At 70.4% G+C, this 16,026-nt stretch carries 15 protein-coding genes; 8 read left to right on the top strand and 7 right to left on the bottom strand.

Annotated elements, in window-relative coordinates; all coding sequences use genetic code 11:
- Positions 1 to 11: 11 nt before the first annotated feature.
- Both D1J60_RS23765 and D1J60_RS23760 read left to right on the top strand, forming a co-directional pair.
- The gene (locus D1J60_RS23765) at positions 12 to 977 is read left to right on the top strand and encodes a diacylglycerol kinase family protein (RefSeq protein ID WP_125594271.1); all 966 of its coding nucleotides are present in this window, start codon (positions 12 to 14) and stop codon (positions 975 to 977) included.
- Between the two features lie 320 nt (positions 978 to 1,297).
- Positions 1,298 to 1,555 (top strand): WhiB family transcriptional regulator, encoded by a 258-nt coding sequence (locus tag D1J60_RS23760; RefSeq protein WP_004937597.1) that lies wholly within the window; start codon positions 1,298 to 1,300, stop codon positions 1,553 to 1,555.
- A gap of 168 nt (positions 1,556 to 1,723) precedes the next feature.
- Here the strand turns inward: D1J60_RS23760 and D1J60_RS23755 are convergent, their stop codons facing one another.
- Both D1J60_RS23755 and D1J60_RS23750 read right to left on the bottom strand, forming a co-directional pair.
- A complete protein-coding gene (locus D1J60_RS23755; protein WP_125594272.1) occupies positions 1,724 to 3,193 on the bottom strand; it encodes a PAS domain-containing sensor histidine kinase in 1,470 nt (489 codons plus the stop codon).
- 426 nt (positions 3,194 to 3,619) lie between these two features.
- Positions 3,620 to 4,243, bottom strand: a complete 624-nt coding sequence (locus D1J60_RS23750) for a TetR/AcrR family transcriptional regulator (protein WP_164720956.1) — start codon at positions 4,241 to 4,243, stop codon at positions 3,620 to 3,622.
- Between the two features lie 85 nt (positions 4,244 to 4,328).
- Between D1J60_RS23750 and D1J60_RS23745 the strand changes: the two genes are divergently transcribed.
- Both D1J60_RS23745 and nagB read left to right on the top strand, forming a co-directional pair.
- Entirely contained in the window at positions 4,329 to 5,090 is a 762-nt protein-coding gene (locus D1J60_RS23745) for an SDR family oxidoreductase (RefSeq protein ID WP_125822459.1), read from the top strand.
- Between the two features lie 400 nt (positions 5,091 to 5,490).
- Complete coding sequence (gene nagB / locus D1J60_RS23740) at positions 5,491 to 6,276, top strand: glucosamine-6-phosphate deaminase (protein WP_125594275.1); 786 nt, start codon at positions 5,491 to 5,493, stop codon at positions 6,274 to 6,276.
- Between the two features lie 92 nt (positions 6,277 to 6,368).
- Here nagB and D1J60_RS23735 read toward each other — a convergent pair whose 3' ends face one another.
- The 4 genes from D1J60_RS23735 to D1J60_RS23720 form a co-directional block, all read right to left on the bottom strand.
- The gene (locus tag D1J60_RS23735; RefSeq protein WP_125822458.1) at positions 6,369 to 7,853 is read right to left on the bottom strand and encodes a glycoside hydrolase family 3 protein; all 1,485 of its coding nucleotides are present in this window, start codon (positions 7,851 to 7,853) and stop codon (positions 6,369 to 6,371) included.
- 6 nt (positions 7,854 to 7,859) lie between these two features.
- Positions 7,860 to 8,696, bottom strand: a complete 837-nt coding sequence (locus D1J60_RS23730) for a carbohydrate ABC transporter permease (protein WP_125594306.1) — start codon at positions 8,694 to 8,696, stop codon at positions 7,860 to 7,862.
- 35 nt (positions 8,697 to 8,731) lie between these two features.
- Complete coding sequence (locus D1J60_RS23725) at positions 8,732 to 9,577, bottom strand: sugar ABC transporter permease (protein WP_347147194.1); 846 nt, start codon at positions 9,575 to 9,577, stop codon at positions 8,732 to 8,734.
- 307 nt (positions 9,578 to 9,884) lie between these two features.
- Positions 9,885 to 11,171: an extracellular solute-binding protein gene (locus tag D1J60_RS23720; protein WP_125822457.1), complete on the bottom strand. Its 1,287-nt coding sequence runs from the start codon at positions 11,169 to 11,171 to the stop codon at positions 9,885 to 9,887.
- Positions 11,172 to 11,468: 297 nt separating this feature from the next.
- On the opposite strand from D1J60_RS23720, the gene D1J60_RS23715 reads away from it, so the two are divergent.
- The 3 genes from D1J60_RS23715 to D1J60_RS23705 all read left to right on the top strand — a co-directional run bounded on the left by D1J60_RS23715 (position 11,469) and on the right by D1J60_RS23705 (position 14,791).
- Positions 11,469 to 12,233: a GntR family transcriptional regulator gene (locus tag D1J60_RS23715; protein ID WP_007266450.1), complete on the top strand. Its 765-nt coding sequence runs from the start codon at positions 11,469 to 11,471 to the stop codon at positions 12,231 to 12,233.
- A gap of 129 nt (positions 12,234 to 12,362) precedes the next feature.
- A complete protein-coding gene (locus tag D1J60_RS23710) occupies positions 12,363 to 14,597 on the top strand; it encodes a carbon starvation CstA family protein (RefSeq protein WP_241253381.1) in 2,235 nt (744 codons plus the stop codon).
- On the top strand, positions 14,594 to 14,791 hold the full coding sequence (locus D1J60_RS23705; protein WP_007266448.1) for a YbdD/YjiX family protein: 198 nt from the start codon (positions 14,594 to 14,596) through the stop codon (positions 14,789 to 14,791). The genes D1J60_RS23710 and D1J60_RS23705 overlap by 4 nt, the downstream gene beginning before the upstream one ends.
- A gap of 71 nt (positions 14,792 to 14,862) precedes the next feature.
- Here D1J60_RS23705 and D1J60_RS23700 read toward each other — a convergent pair whose 3' ends face one another.
- Positions 14,863 to 15,450 (bottom strand): Uma2 family endonuclease, encoded by a 588-nt coding sequence (locus tag D1J60_RS23700; protein WP_125822456.1) that lies wholly within the window; start codon positions 15,448 to 15,450, stop codon positions 14,863 to 14,865.
- Positions 15,451 to 15,529: 79 nt separating this feature from the next.
- Between D1J60_RS23700 and D1J60_RS23695 the strand changes: the two genes are divergently transcribed.
- Positions 15,530 to 16,024, top strand: coding sequence for a GNAT family N-acetyltransferase (locus D1J60_RS23695; RefSeq protein WP_125822455.1), 495 nt, complete (start codon positions 15,530 to 15,532; stop codon positions 16,022 to 16,024).
- Positions 16,025 to 16,026 lie beyond the last annotated feature (2 nt).

Here is a 16,026-nt window from a genome sequence, read left to right as displayed (position 1 = left end):
CTCTGGCGACCATGCGTGCTCTTCTCGTGGCCAACCCTGCAGCGACGACCACCAGTGCGCGCACGCGCGACGTCCTGACCCACGCCCTGGCCAGCGAGATGAAGCTGGAGGCGGTGACCACCGAGTACCGGGGGCACGCCCGCGACCTGGGGCGCAGGGCCGCGCGGGAGGGTGTCGACCTGGTGGTGGCGCTCGGCGGCGACGGCACCGTCAACGAGGTGGTCAACGGACTGCTGCACGAGGGGCCCGACCCGGAGGGGCTGCCGGGCCTGGCCGTGGTCCCGGGCGGTTCCACGAACGTGTTCGCCCGCGCGCTCGGGCTGCCGAACGACTCGGTCGAGGCCACGGGCGCCCTGCTGGACGCGCTGCGGGAGAAACGCCGGCGGACGGTCGGGCTGGGACTGGCGTCCGGCGTCCCGGGGACCGAGGACGAGTCGGTGCCGGAGCGCTGGTTCACGTTCTGCGCCGGCTTCGGATTCGACGCGGGTGTGGTGGGACGGGTCGAGCAGCAGCGCGAGCGCGGCAAGCGGTCCACCCACGCGCTGTACGTGCGGCAGCTGATGCGCCAGTTCTGGGAGGAGCCCAACCGGCGGCACGGCACGATCACGCTGGAGCAGCCCGGCGCGGATCCGGTGACGGACCTGGTGCTGTCGATAGTCTGCAACACCTCGCCCTGGACGTATCTGGGGAACAAGCCCCTTTACGCCTCTCCGGAGGCGTCCTTCGATACCGCACTTGACGTACTGGCGCTCGACCGTTTGTCAACTCCGGCCGTGGCCCGGTACGCGACACAGCTCCTGACCTCGACTCCTGAGCGGGGCCCGCACGGCAAGCACGCGGTGTCTCTGCACGATCTGACGGACTTCACCTTGCATTCGAAGGTTCCGCTCCCATTCCAGATGGACGGAGATCACCTCGGACTGCGCACCAGCGTTCGGTTCACAGGCGTACGCCGTGCACTGCGTGTGATTGTGTGAGTGGAAGGGCCCAAAGTCCTTTCAGTCGAACGTTTACACGCCAGTCCACCCCCAGGAACTAGGGCTGTGACCTAGTAGACACCGACGAATCCAAAAAAACTTTCCGGAAGGGGTTGTATCCCCGTCCGAGGTTTGCGAATCTCTACATGGCGATCGGGACAGCCCGCAGAACCCGGCACCCACACAGAGCGCCAGAACCCCACCACGAATCTTCGGACCGCACCAGGCAACTGGGCGTCGGCCCTTCCCTCACGGGGGGATTCGTGAAAGCGTTCACATTCACAAGCAACCTGCCCGCAATACAAGGAGATGGAGCAGCCATGGACTGGCGTCACAACGCCGTTTGCCGCGAGGAAGACCCGGAACTCTTCTTCCCCATCGGCAACACCGGTCCTGCGCTGCTGCAGATCGAGGAAGCCAAGGCCGTCTGCCGCCGCTGCCCCGTGATGGAGCAGTGCCTGCAGTGGGCGCTCGAGTCCGGCCAGGACTCCGGCGTCTGGGGCGGTCTCAGCGAGGACGAGCGCCGCGCCATGAAGCGCCGCGCCGCTCGCAATCGGGCGCGTAACGCCACCGCCTGACATCGACTTTCGAGCCTCGAGCCGCAGCGCGTAGTACCTCACAAAGCGCTCAGCAACGTGCTCTTGAGCCCCGGACCGGGAACCACCGGTCCGGGGCTCAGTGCTGTGCGGGCACGGTACGGCCGGACGGCCCGTCACTCTCGGTGACGGGCCGTCCGGCCGTCCGTCCTACTTCTGCGGGCTGGCGGGTACGTCGAGGACGACCCGGGTGCCGCGCGGCTCGGCCCGGACCATGTCGAAGGTGCCGCCGAGTTCGCCCTCCACGAGGGTCCGGACGATCTGCAGCCCGAGGTTGCCGGCCCGCTGGGGGTCGAAGCCCTCGGGCAGGCCGCAGCCGTCGTCGACGACGGTGATCAGCAGCCGGGAGTCGGTGCGGCCGCTGCCGGAGCGACTGGCCGACACCTCCACGGTGCCGCCCTCCCCGTGCGTGAAGGCGTGTTCCAGGGCGTTCTGGAGGATCTCGGTCAGCACCATCGACAGCGGAGTGGCGACCTCGGCGTCCAGGATCCCGAACCGGCCGAGGCGCCGGCACTCCACCCGGCCGGGCGAGATCTCGGCGACCATCGCGATCACCCGGTCGGCGATCTCGTCGAACTCGACCCGCTCGTCGAGGTTCTGGGAAAGGGTCTCGTGCACGATCGCGATCGAACCGACGCGGCGCACCGCCTCGTTGAGCGCCTCGCGCGCCTGGGGCGAATCCATGCGCCGGCCCTGGAGCCGCAAGAGGGCGGCCACGGTCTGGAGGTTGTTCTTCACCCGGTGGTGGATCTCCCGGATGGTGGCGTCCTTGGTGATCAGTTCACGTTCGCGACGGCGCAGTTCGGTGACGTCGCGGCACAGGACGAGGGAGCCGATGCGGGTCCCCTTGGGCTTGAGCGGGATGGCGCGCAGCTGGATGACGCCGCCGTTGCCCTCGACCTCGGTCTCGCGCGGCGCCCAGCCGCTGGCGAGCTTGACGAGGGCCTCGTCCACCGGGCCCCGGGAGGGGGCGAGTTCGGCGGTGGTGGTGCCCAGGTGCTGGCCGACGAGGTCGGCGGCGAGGCCGAGGCGGTGGTAGGCGGAGAGCGCGTTCGGGGACGCGTACGTCACCACGCCGTCGGCGTCGAGGCGGATCAGACCGTCGCCGACGCGCGGGGAGGCGTCCATGTCGACCTGCTGCCCCGGAAAGGGGAAGGCGCCCGCGGCGATCATCTGGGCGAGGTCGGAGGCGGACTGGAGGTAGGTCAGCTCCAGCCGGCTCGGTGTACGCACAGTGAGCAGGTTGGTGTTGCGCGCGATCACGCCGAGGACGCGCCCCTCTCGGCGGACGGGGATCGACTCGACGCGGACCGGCACCTCCTCGCGCCACTCCGGGTCGCCCTCGCGCACGATGCGGCCCTCGTCGAGGGCGGCGTCGAGCAGCGGGCGGCGGCCGCGCGGGACCAGGTGGCCGACCATGTCGTCCTGGTAGGAGGTGGGGCCGGTGTTGGGCCGCATCTGCGCCACGGAGACGTAGCGGGTGCCGTCGAGGGTGGGGACCCAGAGCACGAGGTCGGCGAAGGAGAGGTCGGAGAGCAGCTGCCACTCCGAGACCAGCAGGTGCAGCCACTCCAGCTCGGTTTCACTGAGAGCGGTGTGCTGGCGTACGAGGTCGTTCATGGAGGGCACCTTGCGAGCGTACCCCGGGTACGAGGATGACTTTCCCCACCACGAATACTCAGGAGTATCCAGGAGGGGCAGACTCCGCGTACTGTTGGAGGAAGTGACGGGTCAGTAGTCCCCGCACTTGGATGGACAGGACAGATTGGTCTAGTCCACAATTGGGTTTCACGCTTCCGCCCTCCCCGCACAGGAGGACGGATCGAGGTGGCCGCGCGTTCTGCCCTGACCGCGCGGGTTCACCTCCCCAACGGCCGCCGGGCACCGCACACCCTACGGCCGTGAGTACTCCGGGCTACGGTGCCGGGTGGGTTGAGGGTCCCGCCCTGCACCGTGGCCCAGAGGAAATCGCCTCTCGTGCGGATTTCCCCCGGCGGAATTCCCCGCGCGGATTCCGGTTTCCGGTTACCGGACGCCCATTACCCGTTACCCGCCACCCGGCTCCTCGCCCGTCGCCTGGCGCGGCCAGGCCAGCAGCGCCCGCTCCGCGACGGCCTCCAGCTCCTCCCGGCTCGCCCCGTCGCGCGACTGCTGCGACATCCCCTGGAGCACCGCCCCGGCGAAGCGGGCCAGCGCCCGCGCGTCCGTACCGGGCGGCAGCTCGCCGCTCGCGATGTCGGCCCTGATGCGGCTCTCGAACAGGTCCAGGTTGGCGTTGCGGCGCTCGCGCAGGGCCTCGGCCACCTCCTCCGAGGTGGTGTTGGCGGCCGCGCTGATCACCATGCAGCCCGGCGGGTGGGCGGGGTCGGTGTAGATCTCGGCGGCCTCGCGCAGGATGCGGCCGATGGCCGCGGCGGCGGTGGGCTCCTCGGCGAGCGCCACGCTCGCGAAGTCCCCGTACCGGCTGCCGTAGACCACCACGACCTCGTCGAAGAGCTTGCGCTTGTCGCCGAAGGCGGCGTAGAGGCTGGGCGCGCCGATGCCCAGGTTGCGGGTCAGGTCCGCGATGGACGTGGTCTCGTAGCCCTGCTCCCAGAAGGTGAGCATCGCCTTGTCGAGGGCGGCGGCCCGGTCGAAGGAGCGGGGCCTGCCGCGCTGTCCTGTCACCATGGGCGTCATTCTATAGCGGCCGCTATGGAATCTGGTACGGTCCCTTTCTGTAGCGACCGTTAGCGAATCAGGGAGGGGGCGCGTCATGGGCGTGCTCAAGGGGAAGACGGCACTGGTCACGGGCGGCGGCCGGGGCATCGGCAGGGCCGTCGCCGAACGGCTGGCGCGGGACGGGGCGCTGGTCGCGGTGCACTACGGGCACAACGAGGCGGCCGCGAAGGAGACCGTCGCGGCGATCGAGGCGGCCGGGGGCCGCGCCTTCGCCCTCGGGGCGGAGCTGGGGGTGCCGGGCGACGCGCAGGCGCTGTGGGCCGCGTACGAGGCCCACCCCGCGCACACCGCGCGGGTGGACGTCCTGGTGAACAACGCCGGGGCGGCGGCCTTCGCGGGCATCGGGGACACGGACGAGGAGACCTACGAGCGGGTGCAGGCCCTCAACGCACGGGCCCCGTTCTTCGTGATCAAGCACGGGCTGGAGCGGCTGGCGGACGGGGGCCGGATCGTGAACGTGACCGGCACCCCGGACATCGCCCTGCCGGCGATCCTGGCCACGGTCATGGCCAAGGGCGCGGTGAACGCGCTGACGGTGTCCCTGGCCGCCGCGCTCGCGCCGCGCGGTATCACGGTGAACTCGGTGGGCCCCGGCATCACGGAGACCGACCTCAACGCGGCCTGGCTGGCCGATCCGGCGGCCCGGGCGCACGCCGCGTCCCGGTCGGTCTTCAACCGGGTGGGCACGCCGGAGGAGGTCGCGGACGTGGTGGCCTTCCTGGCCTCCCCGGACTCCCGCTGGGTCACCGGCCAGCACCTCTCCGCCACGGGCGGCCTGCAACTGGCCCTGCTGTAGCCCCCGGGGGCGGGGCGGGGGTGCCTGCGGCGCCACTCCCCGCCCCACCCTTCGCCCGTTCCCACCGGCGGGGCTGTATGCAGCCCCGCCTGGGGGCACCTCCCAGCGGTAGCTGGGGGAGTTCGAGCCGCGGGTCCGGGCGGAGCCCCGGTTCTTCAGCCCCGCCTGGGGGCACCTCCCAGCGGTAGCTGGGGGAGTTCGAGGCGCGGGTCCGGGCGGAGCCCGGGGAACGGGCGAAGGGCGGGTAGGGGACCAGCCCCGCGCAGCGGCTCCGCAGGCCGGGCGGAAGGCCGGGGATGGCGGGACGATGGATGTGCCGGAGGTCCGCCGCGGGCGGGCCCGCTCTGCTAGATTGGTCTATACCACAACCCCGCACACCACTCAGATCGGCAGGCCCAGCGTGGAAGTTGTCATCGTCCCGGACGCCACGGCAGGCGGCGAGCTCATCGCGGAGGCCATGGCCGCCCTGCTCCGCCGCAAGCCCGACGCCCTGCTCGGCGTGGCGACCGGCTCTACCCCGCTGCCCATCTACGAAGCCCTCGCGGCGAAGGTCCGGGCCGGCGAGGCCGACGCCTCCGCGGCCCGGATCTGCCAGCTCGACGAGTACGTCGGCCTGCCGGCCGGGCACCCGGAGTCCTACCGCGCCGTGGTGCTCCGCGAGGTCGTCGAGCCCCTCGGCCTGACCGAGGCCTCCTTCATGGGCCCCGACGGCTCCGCCGAGGACGTCCAGGCCGCCTGCGAGGCGTACGACGCGGCCCTCGCCGCCGCCGGCGGGGTGGACCTCCAGCTGCTGGGCATCGGCACCGACGGGCACATCGGCTTCAACGAGCCCTGCTCCTCGCTGGCCTCCCGCACCCGCATCAAGACGCTGACGGAGCAGACCCGCGTGGACAACGCGCGCTTCTTCGACGACGACATCGACCAGGTGCCGCACCACGTCATCACCCAGGGCATAGGCACCATCCTCGACGCCCGCCACCTGGTCCTGCTGGCCACCGGCGAGGGCAAGGCCGAGGCCGTCGCGCAGACCGTCGAGGGCCCGCTGTCCGCGCTGGTGCCGGCCTCTGCGCTGCAGCTGCACCGGCACGCGACCGTCGTCGTGGACGAGGCGGCCGCCTCCAAGCTGAAGCTGGCCGACTACTTCCGCCAGACCTACGCCGCCAAGCCGTCCTGGCAGGGTCTGTAACCCCGGACACCGGGCGAACGAGAAGGCCGGGCCCCCCTCCACGGGGGCCCGGCCTTCTCGTGTCCCGGGCGCGGCCGGTCCCGCGCGCGGTCTCAGGCGCGGCCGGCGATGACCTCGGCCGCGGCCCGCCCGCAGACGCGGGAGGCGCCGTGCGTGGCGACGTACAGCGCCCCGCGCGGCTCGGCGCGCGGCAGTCCCATCTCCACGACCACGGTGTCCGGCCTGGCCGCGACCAGCGCGTCCAGGATCGCGGTCATCCACGGGTGGCGGTGCGCGTCGCGGACCACCGCCACGACGGTGCGCTCCCCCGCGTCCGCCAGCACGTCGGCGGCGGCACAGCCCTCGGGGTAGACCCCCGAGCCGGTCCCCGGGAGCAGCTCGGCCAGCTCCGCGGCCACCCCCCACGGGGTCTCGTCGCCGACCGCGATGTTCGCGACGGGCGCGAGGGTGGCGACGTACGGGGCGGTGACCGGGGCGGCCTTCCCCGAGACGGCCACCGCGCGGCGGGCCGCCGTCAGGCCGATGCCGGACGCGCCGCTCCCCTCCCGCGGCGCGTCCGGGCGGGACCGGAGGGTCCAGTCGGCGAGGGCGCGGACCCGGGCGGCGGCGTCGGCGAGCCGCTCCTCCGGGAGGACGCCCTCGCGTACGGCGGCGACCAGCGCGTCGCGCAGGCGCAGCACGGTCGCCTCGTCGGCGAGGCCCCCGCCGACGCAGATGGCGTCGGCGCCGGCCGCGATGGCGAGCACCGAGCCGCGTTCGATGCCGTACGTCCCGGCGATGGCGTTCATCTCCATGCCGTCGGTGACGATGAGGCCCTCGTAGCGCAGTTCCTTGCGCAGCAGGCCGGTGAGGATCTGCGGGCTGAGGGTGGCGGGCCGGGTCGGGTCGAGTGCGGGCACCAGGATGTGGGCGCTCATCACGGCCTTGGTGCCGGCCTCGATGGCCGCCTTGAACGGGACCAGCTCGCGGGCCTGGAGGGTCTCCAGGCCGACGTCGATGCGGGGCAGGGCGTGGTGCGAGTCGACGTTGGTGTCGCCGTGGCCCGGGAAGTGCTTGGTGCAGGCCGCGACGCCGGCGGCCTGGAGGCCCTCGACGTAGGCGGCGGTGTGCCGGGCGGCGAGCGCGGTGTCGGCGCCGAAGGAGCGGACGCCGATGACCGGGTTGTCGGGGTTGGAGTTGACGTCCGCGGACGGCGCCCAGTTGAGGTTGACCCCGCACTCGGCGAGGCGGCGGCCCAGCTCGCGGGCGACCCCGCGGGTCAGGGCGGTGTCGTCGACGGCGCCGAGGGCGAGGTTGCCGGGGAAGGACGAGCCGCCGCGGACCTCCAGGCGGGTGACGTCGCCGCCCTCCTCGTCGATGGCGACGAGCACGTCCTGGCGGACCTCCCGCAGCTGGGCGGTGAGCGCGGCGAGCTGCTCGGGCGAGGCGATGTTGCGGCCGAACAGGCCGACGGCGGTGAGGCCTTCGGCGACCTGGCGCAGCAGCCAGGCGGGGGCGGTGGTGCCCTCGAAGCCGGGCTGGAGGACCGCGAGGGCGTCGCGGGTGAGGCTGTCGACGCGGTGCGCAAGGATCGTCATGGTCCGTTATCCCTTCACGGCGCCGGAGGTCATGCCGCCGACGGCCTTGCGCTGGAGGAAGATGAAGATCACCAGGACGGGGATCGCGAAGATCGAGGACGCGGCCATGGTGGCGCCCCAGTCGTTGCCGAAGGCGGTCTTGAACTGGGTCAGCCACAGGGGCAGGGTCTGGGCGGTCTTGTCCTTGTTGAGGATCAGGACCATCGCGAACTCGTTCCAGGCGGTGATGAAGCCGAAGAGCGAGGTGGACATCAGGCCGGGGGCCAGCAGCGGGAAGATCACCTTGCGGAAGGCCTGGCCGCGGGTGCAGCCGTCGATCTGGGCGGCCTCCTCCAGGGTCACCGGGACGGCGGCGATGAAGCCGCGCAGGGTCCAGATGGTGAAGGGGAGGACCATCACGAAGTAGATCGCGGTGAGCAGGCCGATGCTGTTCAGCATCTCGGCGTCGCGGGCGATCATGTACATCGCGATGACCATGACCTCCCAGGGGGCCATCTGCGCCATCATCACGCCGAGGACGAGGCCCTTGCGGCCCTTGAACTTCATGCGGGCGATCGCGAAGCTCGCGGCGAGGGCGACCAGCAGGGCCAGCAGGACGGCGCCCACGGTGACGACGAGGCTGTTGGTGACGTACGTCCAGAAGTTCGTGACACCGGTGGCCTTGGAGAAGTTGTCCAGGGTCGGGGTGAAGACGAAGACCGGGTCCTTGGTGAGGATCTCGCTGTTCGGCTTGAGGGCCGAGGAGAACATCCAGTAGACGGGGAAGACGAAGACCAGGGCCAGGAGCACCGCGCCGGCGTTCTTGGCGACGGTGGCGGGGCGCAGCGGCTTGCGGGTGCGCAGCTGCTGTGCGGGCTTGTCCGGGGCGGTGGTGGTGCTCACTGCTCCTCCTCCTGCTTCAGGATCAGGCGGAAGTAGAAGGACATGACGACCAGCAGGATCACGATCGTCAGGACGGAGATCGCGGCGGCGAGGCCGTAGTGGGCCTGGCTCTGGCCCTCGACGTAGGCGAAGACCGGGAGGATCTCGGAGGCGCGGTCCGGGCCGCCCTTGTTCATCGCGTAGACCTGGGTGAAGGCCTTGAAGACCCAGATCACCTCGAGGAACGTGGTGACCAGGAAGAAGGGCTTCAGGTTGGGGAAGACGACCTTCCAGAAGGTCTGCCAGCCGTTGGCGCCGTCCATGCGGGCGGCCTCGTACAGCTCGGCGCCGACCGTGGTGAGGCCGGCGTACATGTTGAGGGCGACGAAGGGGATGGAGCCCCAGACGACCAGGATCGTGACGATGGTGAGGGTGGAGAAGCCGGTCTCGAACCAGTTGTGCTGCTCGTAGCCGGAGAAGCCGAGGGTGCGCATCACCCAGTTCATGACGCCGAACTGCTCGTCGAACAGCCAGTAGAAGACCTGGACGGAGGCGACGATCGGCATGGCCCAGGCCATCACCAGGGCCATGGACAGGACCAGGCGCATCCACTTGCCGAGGCGGTTGAGCAGGATGCCGATGAGGCTGCCGATCACCATGATCAGCACGACGTTGGCGAAGGTGAAGGCGAAGCTGCGGACGACGACGGTCCAGAAGTTCGAGTCGCCGAGCAGCTGGGTGTAGTTGTCGAACCCCGCGAAGGGGTACTTCCGCTGGATGAACTCGATCTTGTTGATGTCCTGGAAGGACAGGATCACGTTCTTGATCAGCGGGTACAGCAGCAGGAGCGCGAGGCTGGCCACGGCGGGCAGGACCAGCAGGTAGGGCAGCCACCCGGTGGGGAGCGGCCTTCTGCCCCCGCGAGGAGACGTATCACTGGGGCCGGCCTCGGCGGTGGGTGCCTGCGGCGGCCGTCCGGCGGACTTGCGTGGTGCGTCCTGTGGAGCGCTGGTCGTCGCTCCCTGGGAGTGCACGGTCATGGCTTGGCTTCCTCGCGGTTGACTGTGGAGTCAAATGCGCGACCGGGGGCGCGGCGGGCGGCTGGCCGCCCGCCGCACTCCCCGGTGCGTTCACACAGCTGGGCTGTGCGGGTACTGCCGGGTGGGGCCGTTACTTGTTGATGCGGTTCGCGATTTCCTTGTCCGCTTCCGCGCCCGCCTTGGCGGCGTCCTCACCCTTCAGGACCTTGGTCATGAACTCCTTGATCGGGTTCGGCTCGGTCTCGACGTTCGCCCAGCCGGCGGTCACCGGGGTGATCTTGCCGTTGGCGCCGGCCTTGGCCATGGCCTCGGCGAAGGAGCCGGCGGCCGGGGCGAAGTTCGCGGCGGTCTGGTTCGGCAGCAGCGCGCCCTTGACCTCGGCGGCGTACTTGGTCATCTGGTCCTTGCCGGTGGCGAGGGCCAGCCACTCCTTGGCGAGCTCCTTGTTCTTGGAGCGCTCGGCCACGGCGAGGTTGGAGCCGCCGAGGAAGACGGTGCCGGACTTGTCGGCCGTCTTGCCCGGGATCGGGAAGTAGCCGAAGTCGGCCTCCTTGCCCGCGTCCTTCAGGGCCTTCTCGGCACCGCCGGCCTCCCAGCCGAGACCGATCCAGGAGGAGACGCCGCCCTTGGGGACGATGTCGGTGGACTGCTGCGGGGTGGCCTCGTCCTTGTCCTTGGGAGCGGTGGAGAAGGACTGGAGCTTCTTGTAGAAGTCCATGGCGGAGGCTGCCTGCGGGGTGGCCAGCTGGCCCTTCCACTTGCCGCCGTCCTTGACCGCGAGGTCGCCGCCCTCGTCCCAGACGAAGCCGGCGAGGATGTACCAGCTCTGGCCGGGCAGGTAGATCGGCTGGGCGGACGGGTCGGACGCCTTCAGCTTCTCCAGGCCCGCGATCCACTCGTCGCGGGTCTTCGGCGGGGTGACGCCGGCCTTCTCGTAGGCCTTCTTGTCGTAGACGACGACGCGGTTGGCGGCGTACCAGGGGGCGGAGTAGAGCTTGCCCTCGACCTCGGCGGAGGCGAGCATGCTCTTCTGCCAGGCGTCGGCACCGAGCTTGGCCTTGTCCTTGGTCAGGTCGGCGAGGCCGCCGGTGACCGCGTAGCCGGCGGTCTGCGTGTTGCCGAGCTCAAGGACGTCCGGCGGGGTGTTCTCGGAGAGGGCGGTGGTGATCTTCTCCTGGATGCCCGTCCACTTCTGCTCCTCGACCTTGACCGTGACACCGGGGTGCTTGGCCGAGAACTCCTTGTTGACCTGCTCGATCCAGGCCTTGGGAGCGGAACCGTCCATGACCCAGACGGTGATCTCCTTGGCGCCACCCGACGCGTCGGACTCCGGCTTGTCGTCGCCGCCGTTGCCGCACGCCGCGACACCGACCATCATGCCCACGACACCGACCGCCGCAATGAGCTTGCGCTTCACGCCACCCTCCTCAGGGATGCTGCTGCTTTGCACCTTCCCTCGCCCGCCGCGGTGACGTACGTACCAAGTACTGCCGTGGGGCCGGGATCTGATCCACATTGGTTTAGACCAGTACCGGGAGCTTGGCCTAGACCTTTAGGGGTGTCAAGGGTCTAATGAGCGGGTGCTCGGTCCGTTATCGGACCGACACCTGGGGGAGGGGAGGAGGCCTGCCCTCCCGCCCGTGTCACCATGTGACCGCACATATCGGAGGAGCCGGTGACGGCAGCGAAACTGGAGTCGGGAAGGCGGGCGGCGATGGCCACCGAAGGGGCGACCACGGAGCCGGAAGGCGGGCCGGCCACTCGCACGGCGCGCGTGCCCAAGTACTACCGACTCAAGCGCCACTTGCTCGACATGACCGAAACACTCCCCCCCGGCACGCCCGTGCCGCCCGAGCGTACTCTCGCGGCCGAGTTCGACACCTCCCGGACCACCGTCCGGCAGGCCCTGCAGGAACTCGTCGTCGAGGGCCGGCTGGAGCGCATCCAGGGCAAGGGCACCTTCGTCGCCAAGCCCAAGGTCTCCCAGCCGCTGCAACTCTCCTCCTACACCGAGGACATGCGCGCCCAGGGCCTGGAGCCCACGTCCCAGCTCCTGGACATCGGGTACGTCACCGCCGACGACACCCTCGCGGGCCTGCTGAAGATCGCCACGGGCGGACGGGTCCTGCGCATCGAGCGGCTGCGCCTGGCCAGCGGCGAACCGATGGCCATCGAGACCACCCACCTCTCGGCCAAGCGCTTCCCGGCGCTGCGCCGCTCCCTCGTCAAGTACACCTCGCTCTACACCGCCCTCGCCGAGGTGTACGACGTCCGGCTGGCCGAGGCCGAGGAGACCATCGAGACCTCCCTGGCCACCCCGCGCGAGGCCGGACTGCTCGGGACCGACGTGGGCCTGCCGATGCTGATGCTCTCCCGGCACTCCCTGGACGCCGACGGAGAACCGGTCGAATGGGTGCGATCGGTATATCGCGGCGACCGTTACAAATTCGTGGCCCGCCTCCAGCGACCCGCTACGTGATCAGCTGTTGACTGCCCACGGCCCTCGGTAGACGCTCGTACCGCTATGCGGACGGGGGCTTACTTCCACCGGTCAAGCCCCCGTAGATTCCGTGCGTTTACGCAAATGATCAACGAGGGGACGAGGATCATGCCGGAACCGGGAGCAACAGGGACAGAAGCGGCGGGTCAAGGCGGCGGGCCGGGCTCGCCCTCCTCTTCGGGGAAGGCCTCCCCGCAGTCGATCGCCGTCTGGGTGGGCGTGGCCCTCGTCGGGGCCCTCGGCTGGGGCGTGCTCGCACTGTCCCGCGGTGAGGAGATCTCGGCCGCCTGGCTGCTCGCCGCCGCGCTGGGCTCGTACGCCATCGGCTACCGCTTCTACTCCCGCTTCATCGCCACCCGCGTCCTGCGGCTCGACAAGACGCGGGCCACCCCCGCCGAACGCCTCGACAACGGTGTCGACTTCCATCCCACCGACCGGCGCGTGCTCTTCGGCCACCACTTCGCCGCCGTCGCCGGCGCCGGCCCCCTGGTCGGCCCGGTGCTGGCCGCGCAGATGGGCTACCTGCCGGGCACCATCTGGATCGTCGCCGGCGTCATCTTCGCCGGCGCCGTCCAGGACATGGTGACCCTGTTCTTCTCCACCCGGCGCGACGGCCGCTCCCTCGGCCAGATGGCCCGCGACGAGATCGGCCCCGTCGGCGGCGCCGCCGCCCTCGTCGCCGTGTTCGTCATCATGGTCATCCTGCTGGCGGTCCTCGCACTGGTCATCGTCAACGCCCTGGCGCACTCCCCCTGGGGCGTCTTCTCCATCGGCATGACCATCCCGATCGCCCTGTTCATGGGCGTCTACCTGCGCGTCCTGCGGCCGGGCCGGGTCACCGAGGTCTCCGTCATAGGCGTCGCGCTGCTGCTCCTCGCCATCGTCGCCGGCGGCTGGGTCGCCGACTCCTCCTGGGCGGGCACCTTCACCCTGGAGAAGGAGACGCTGGTCATCTGGATGGTCGTGTACGGCTTCGTCGCCTCGGTGCTGCCGGTGTGGCTGCTGCTCGCGCCCCGCGACTACCTGTCCACCTTCATGAAGGTCGGCACGATCGCCCTGATGGCGGTCGGTGTCGTGATCGCGATGCCGACGCTGAAGATGCCCGCGGTCACCGACTTCGCCACGCGCGGCGACGGTCCGGTCTTCGCCGGCTCGATGTTCCCCTTCGTCTTCATCACCATCGCCTGCGGCGCCCTGTCCGGCTTCCACTCGCTCGTCGCCTCGGGCACCACCCCGAAGATGATCCAGAAGGAGACCCAGGTCCGGGTCATCGGCTACGGCGCCATGCTCACCGAGTCGTTCGTCGCCGTCATGGCGGTGATCGCGGCGAGCATCATCGAGCCCGGCCTCTTCTTCGCGGTGAACTCCCCCGGCGGCGTCATCGGCGCCACCGTCCAGACCGCCTCGAAGGCCGTCACCGACTTCGGCTTCGCCATCACCCCGGAGGCCCTCGCGCAGGCCGCGAAGGACGTCGAGGAGGCCAGCCTGCTGTCCCGTACGGGCGGCGCGCCGACCTTCGCACTCGGGATGTCGGAGATCTTCTCGTCGGTCATCGGCGGCGCCGGGATGAAGGCCTTCTGGTACCACTTCGCCATCATGTTCGAGGCCCTGTTCATCCTGACCACCGTCGACGCCGGCACCCGCGTCGGCCGGTTCATGCTCCAGGACACCCTCGGCAACGTGCACAAGTCCTTCAAGGACGTCAGCTGGAAGCCGGGCGTCTGGCTCGCCAGCGCCGTCGTCGTCGGCGGCTGGGGCTACTTCCTGTGGGTCGGCGTCAAGGACCCGCTGGGCGGCATCAACCAGCTCTTCCCGCTGTTCGGCATCGCGAACCAGCTGCTCGCGGCGGTCGCCCTGGCCGTCTGCACCACCCTGCTGGTGAAGTCCGGGCGGCTCAAGTGGGCCTGGGTCACCGGCGTTCCGCTGGCCTGGGACGTGGCCGTCACCCTCACCGCGAGCTACCAGAAGGTCTTCTCCGACGACGTGAAGGTCGGCTTCTTCGCGCAGCGCGACAAGTACCAGACCGGCATCGACGCCGGGAAGGTGCTGCCGCCCGCCAAGAACATGGACGACATGCACACCGTGGTCACCAACGCCACGGTCGACGGGGTCCTGTCGGCGCTGTTCGCGCTCCTGATCGTCGTCGTGCTGGTGGACGCGGCCCGGGTCTGCCTCAAGGCCGCCCGGAACCCGGAGTCGGTCCGCCTCTCCGAGGTGCCGTGGACCGAGTCGAGGATCATCGCCCCGGCCGGGCTCATCGCCACCGCCGAGGAGAAGGCCGAGCTCGCGGCCGCCGGCCTCGACGGGAGCGGGGGCAAGGCGGCCAAGGAGCCCGTCGCGTGAGCGGGGTGCGGGGGGCGCTGGCGAAGGCCCGGTTCTACGTACGGGAGTTCTCCGGTGAGGCCGCGTACGACCGCTACGTGGCGCACGCCCGCTCCCACGACCCGGACGCCGAGGTCCTGACCCGGCGCGCCTTCGAACGGGCCCGCACCGACGCCCGCGAGGCGGACCCCCGCGAGGGCTTCCGCTGCTGCTGAGGCCGTCCTTCGCGTACGAAGGGCCCCGCCACCTCACATCGAGACGGCGGGGCCCTTCGGCTTGGCCGGGGTCAGCGCACCCAGTCCTTGAGGGGCTCAGTCGGGAGAGCGATGCCGACGGGGTCGGGGAGCTCGATCTCCTTGCCGAAGGGGACGGTCAGCACGCGCTCGTACCGCTGCCCGTCAGGCTCACTGTGGACGCTCACCAGGCACTTGTCGCGGTCGATCAGCAGATAAACGGGGATCCCCGTTTGCGCGTAGGCGCGAGGCTTCTCGTGGCGGTCCCGACGGTCGGTGTCCGAGTCGTACGAGGTCACTTCCACGGCCATGAGCACAGGCTCCGGCTCGACCCAGTCGCCCTGCCCGCCGATGGAGCCGCTGGGCGCCAGGACGCCGTCCGGCCTCGCGCGGCCTTGGCGATATTGCTGGACTTTCAGCCCCAGCTCACCGTAGAGCCAAAGTTCGGGCCGGTGCTGCATACAGACCCGCGTCAGCCACTCAATGATGAGCGCGTGGTCACTGTCCGGCACGGCCCTACTCCTCAGCGTCCCGTCGATGAATTCCAGCCGCAGCCCTTCCTCCACTCTGGCGCCTATGCGGGCGATCTCCTCGAAGTTCTCGGTCAGCATGTGGGGACGGTGGTCGGTCATCACGGTCATGCCTCGCTCGCCTTCCAAGGACGGTGCTGTCTCCGACGATAGCGCCGACCACCGACACCCGTCCGGCACACTCGGCGGCATGGACTTCGAGATCAGAACGGCGCGGGCCGACGAGTACGGGCGGCTCGGGGAGATCACCGGAGCCGCCTACAGCGGGGACGGGCTGCTGGACCTGAACGACGACGACACCTACCTGAACGTCCTGCGCGACGTCGCCGGGCGGGCCGGGGACGGGGAGGTGCTCGTCGCCGTGGAGGACGGCCGGGTGCTCGGCGGAGTGACGTTCGCCGCACCCGGCAGCCGGCTCGCCGACGTGGCCGGACCGGCCGAGGCGGAATTCCGGATGCTGGCGGTGGCCCCCGAGGCGCGCGGCAAGGGCGTCGGGGAGGCCCTCGTGCGGGCCTGTGCCGAACGGGCCCGCGCCCTGGGGGTGGCGGCCCTGCTGCTGTCCACCCAGCCCGCCATGCTGGGCGCCCAGCGGATCTACGAGCGGCTGGGCTTCGTCCGCACTCCGGAACTCGACTGGTCGCCCCTCCCGGCCCTGAAACTGCTGACCTACCGTCTGGAGCTGTAGCC

It is taken from the genome of Streptomyces sp. W1SF4, assembly GCF_003950035.1.
Classification (GTDB): domain Bacteria; phylum Actinomycetota; class Actinomycetes; order Streptomycetales; family Streptomycetaceae; genus Streptomyces; species Streptomyces racemochromogenes.
The sequence above is the reverse complement of the archived record's forward strand: the minus strand, read 5'-3'. Positions and strand labels throughout refer to the sequence as shown.

Bases quoted from the DNA above. Each gene is read 5' to 3' on its own strand.
- D1J60_RS23765 (WP_125594271.1), top strand. From the start codon at position 12: ATGCGTGCTCTTCTCGTGGCCAACCCTGCAGCGACGACCACCAGTGCG.
- D1J60_RS23760 (WP_004937597.1), top strand. From the start codon at position 1,298: ATGGACTGGCGTCACAACGCCGTTTGCCGCGAGGAAGACCCGGAACTC.
- D1J60_RS23755 (WP_125594272.1), bottom strand. From the start codon at position 3,193: ATGAACGACCTCGTACGCCAGCACACCGCTCTCAGTGAAACCGAGCTG.
- D1J60_RS23750 (WP_164720956.1), bottom strand. From the start codon at position 4,243: ATGGTGACAGGACAGCGCGGCAGGCCCCGCTCCTTCGACCGGGCCGCC.
- D1J60_RS23745 (WP_125822459.1), top strand. From the start codon at position 4,329: ATGGGCGTGCTCAAGGGGAAGACGGCACTGGTCACGGGCGGCGGCCGG.
- D1J60_RS23735 (WP_125822458.1), bottom strand. From the start codon at position 7,853: ATGACGATCCTTGCGCACCGCGTCGACAGCCTCACCCGCGACGCCCTC.
- D1J60_RS23715 (WP_007266450.1), top strand. From the start codon at position 11,469: ATGGCCACCGAAGGGGCGACCACGGAGCCGGAAGGCGGGCCGGCCACT.
- D1J60_RS23710 (WP_241253381.1), top strand. From the start codon at position 12,363: ATGCCGGAACCGGGAGCAACAGGGACAGAAGCGGCGGGTCAAGGCGGC.
- D1J60_RS23700 (WP_125822456.1), bottom strand. From the start codon at position 15,450: ATGACCGTGATGACCGACCACCGTCCCCACATGCTGACCGAGAACTTC.
- D1J60_RS23695 (WP_125822455.1), top strand. From the start codon at position 15,530: ATGGACTTCGAGATCAGAACGGCGCGGGCCGACGAGTACGGGCGGCTC.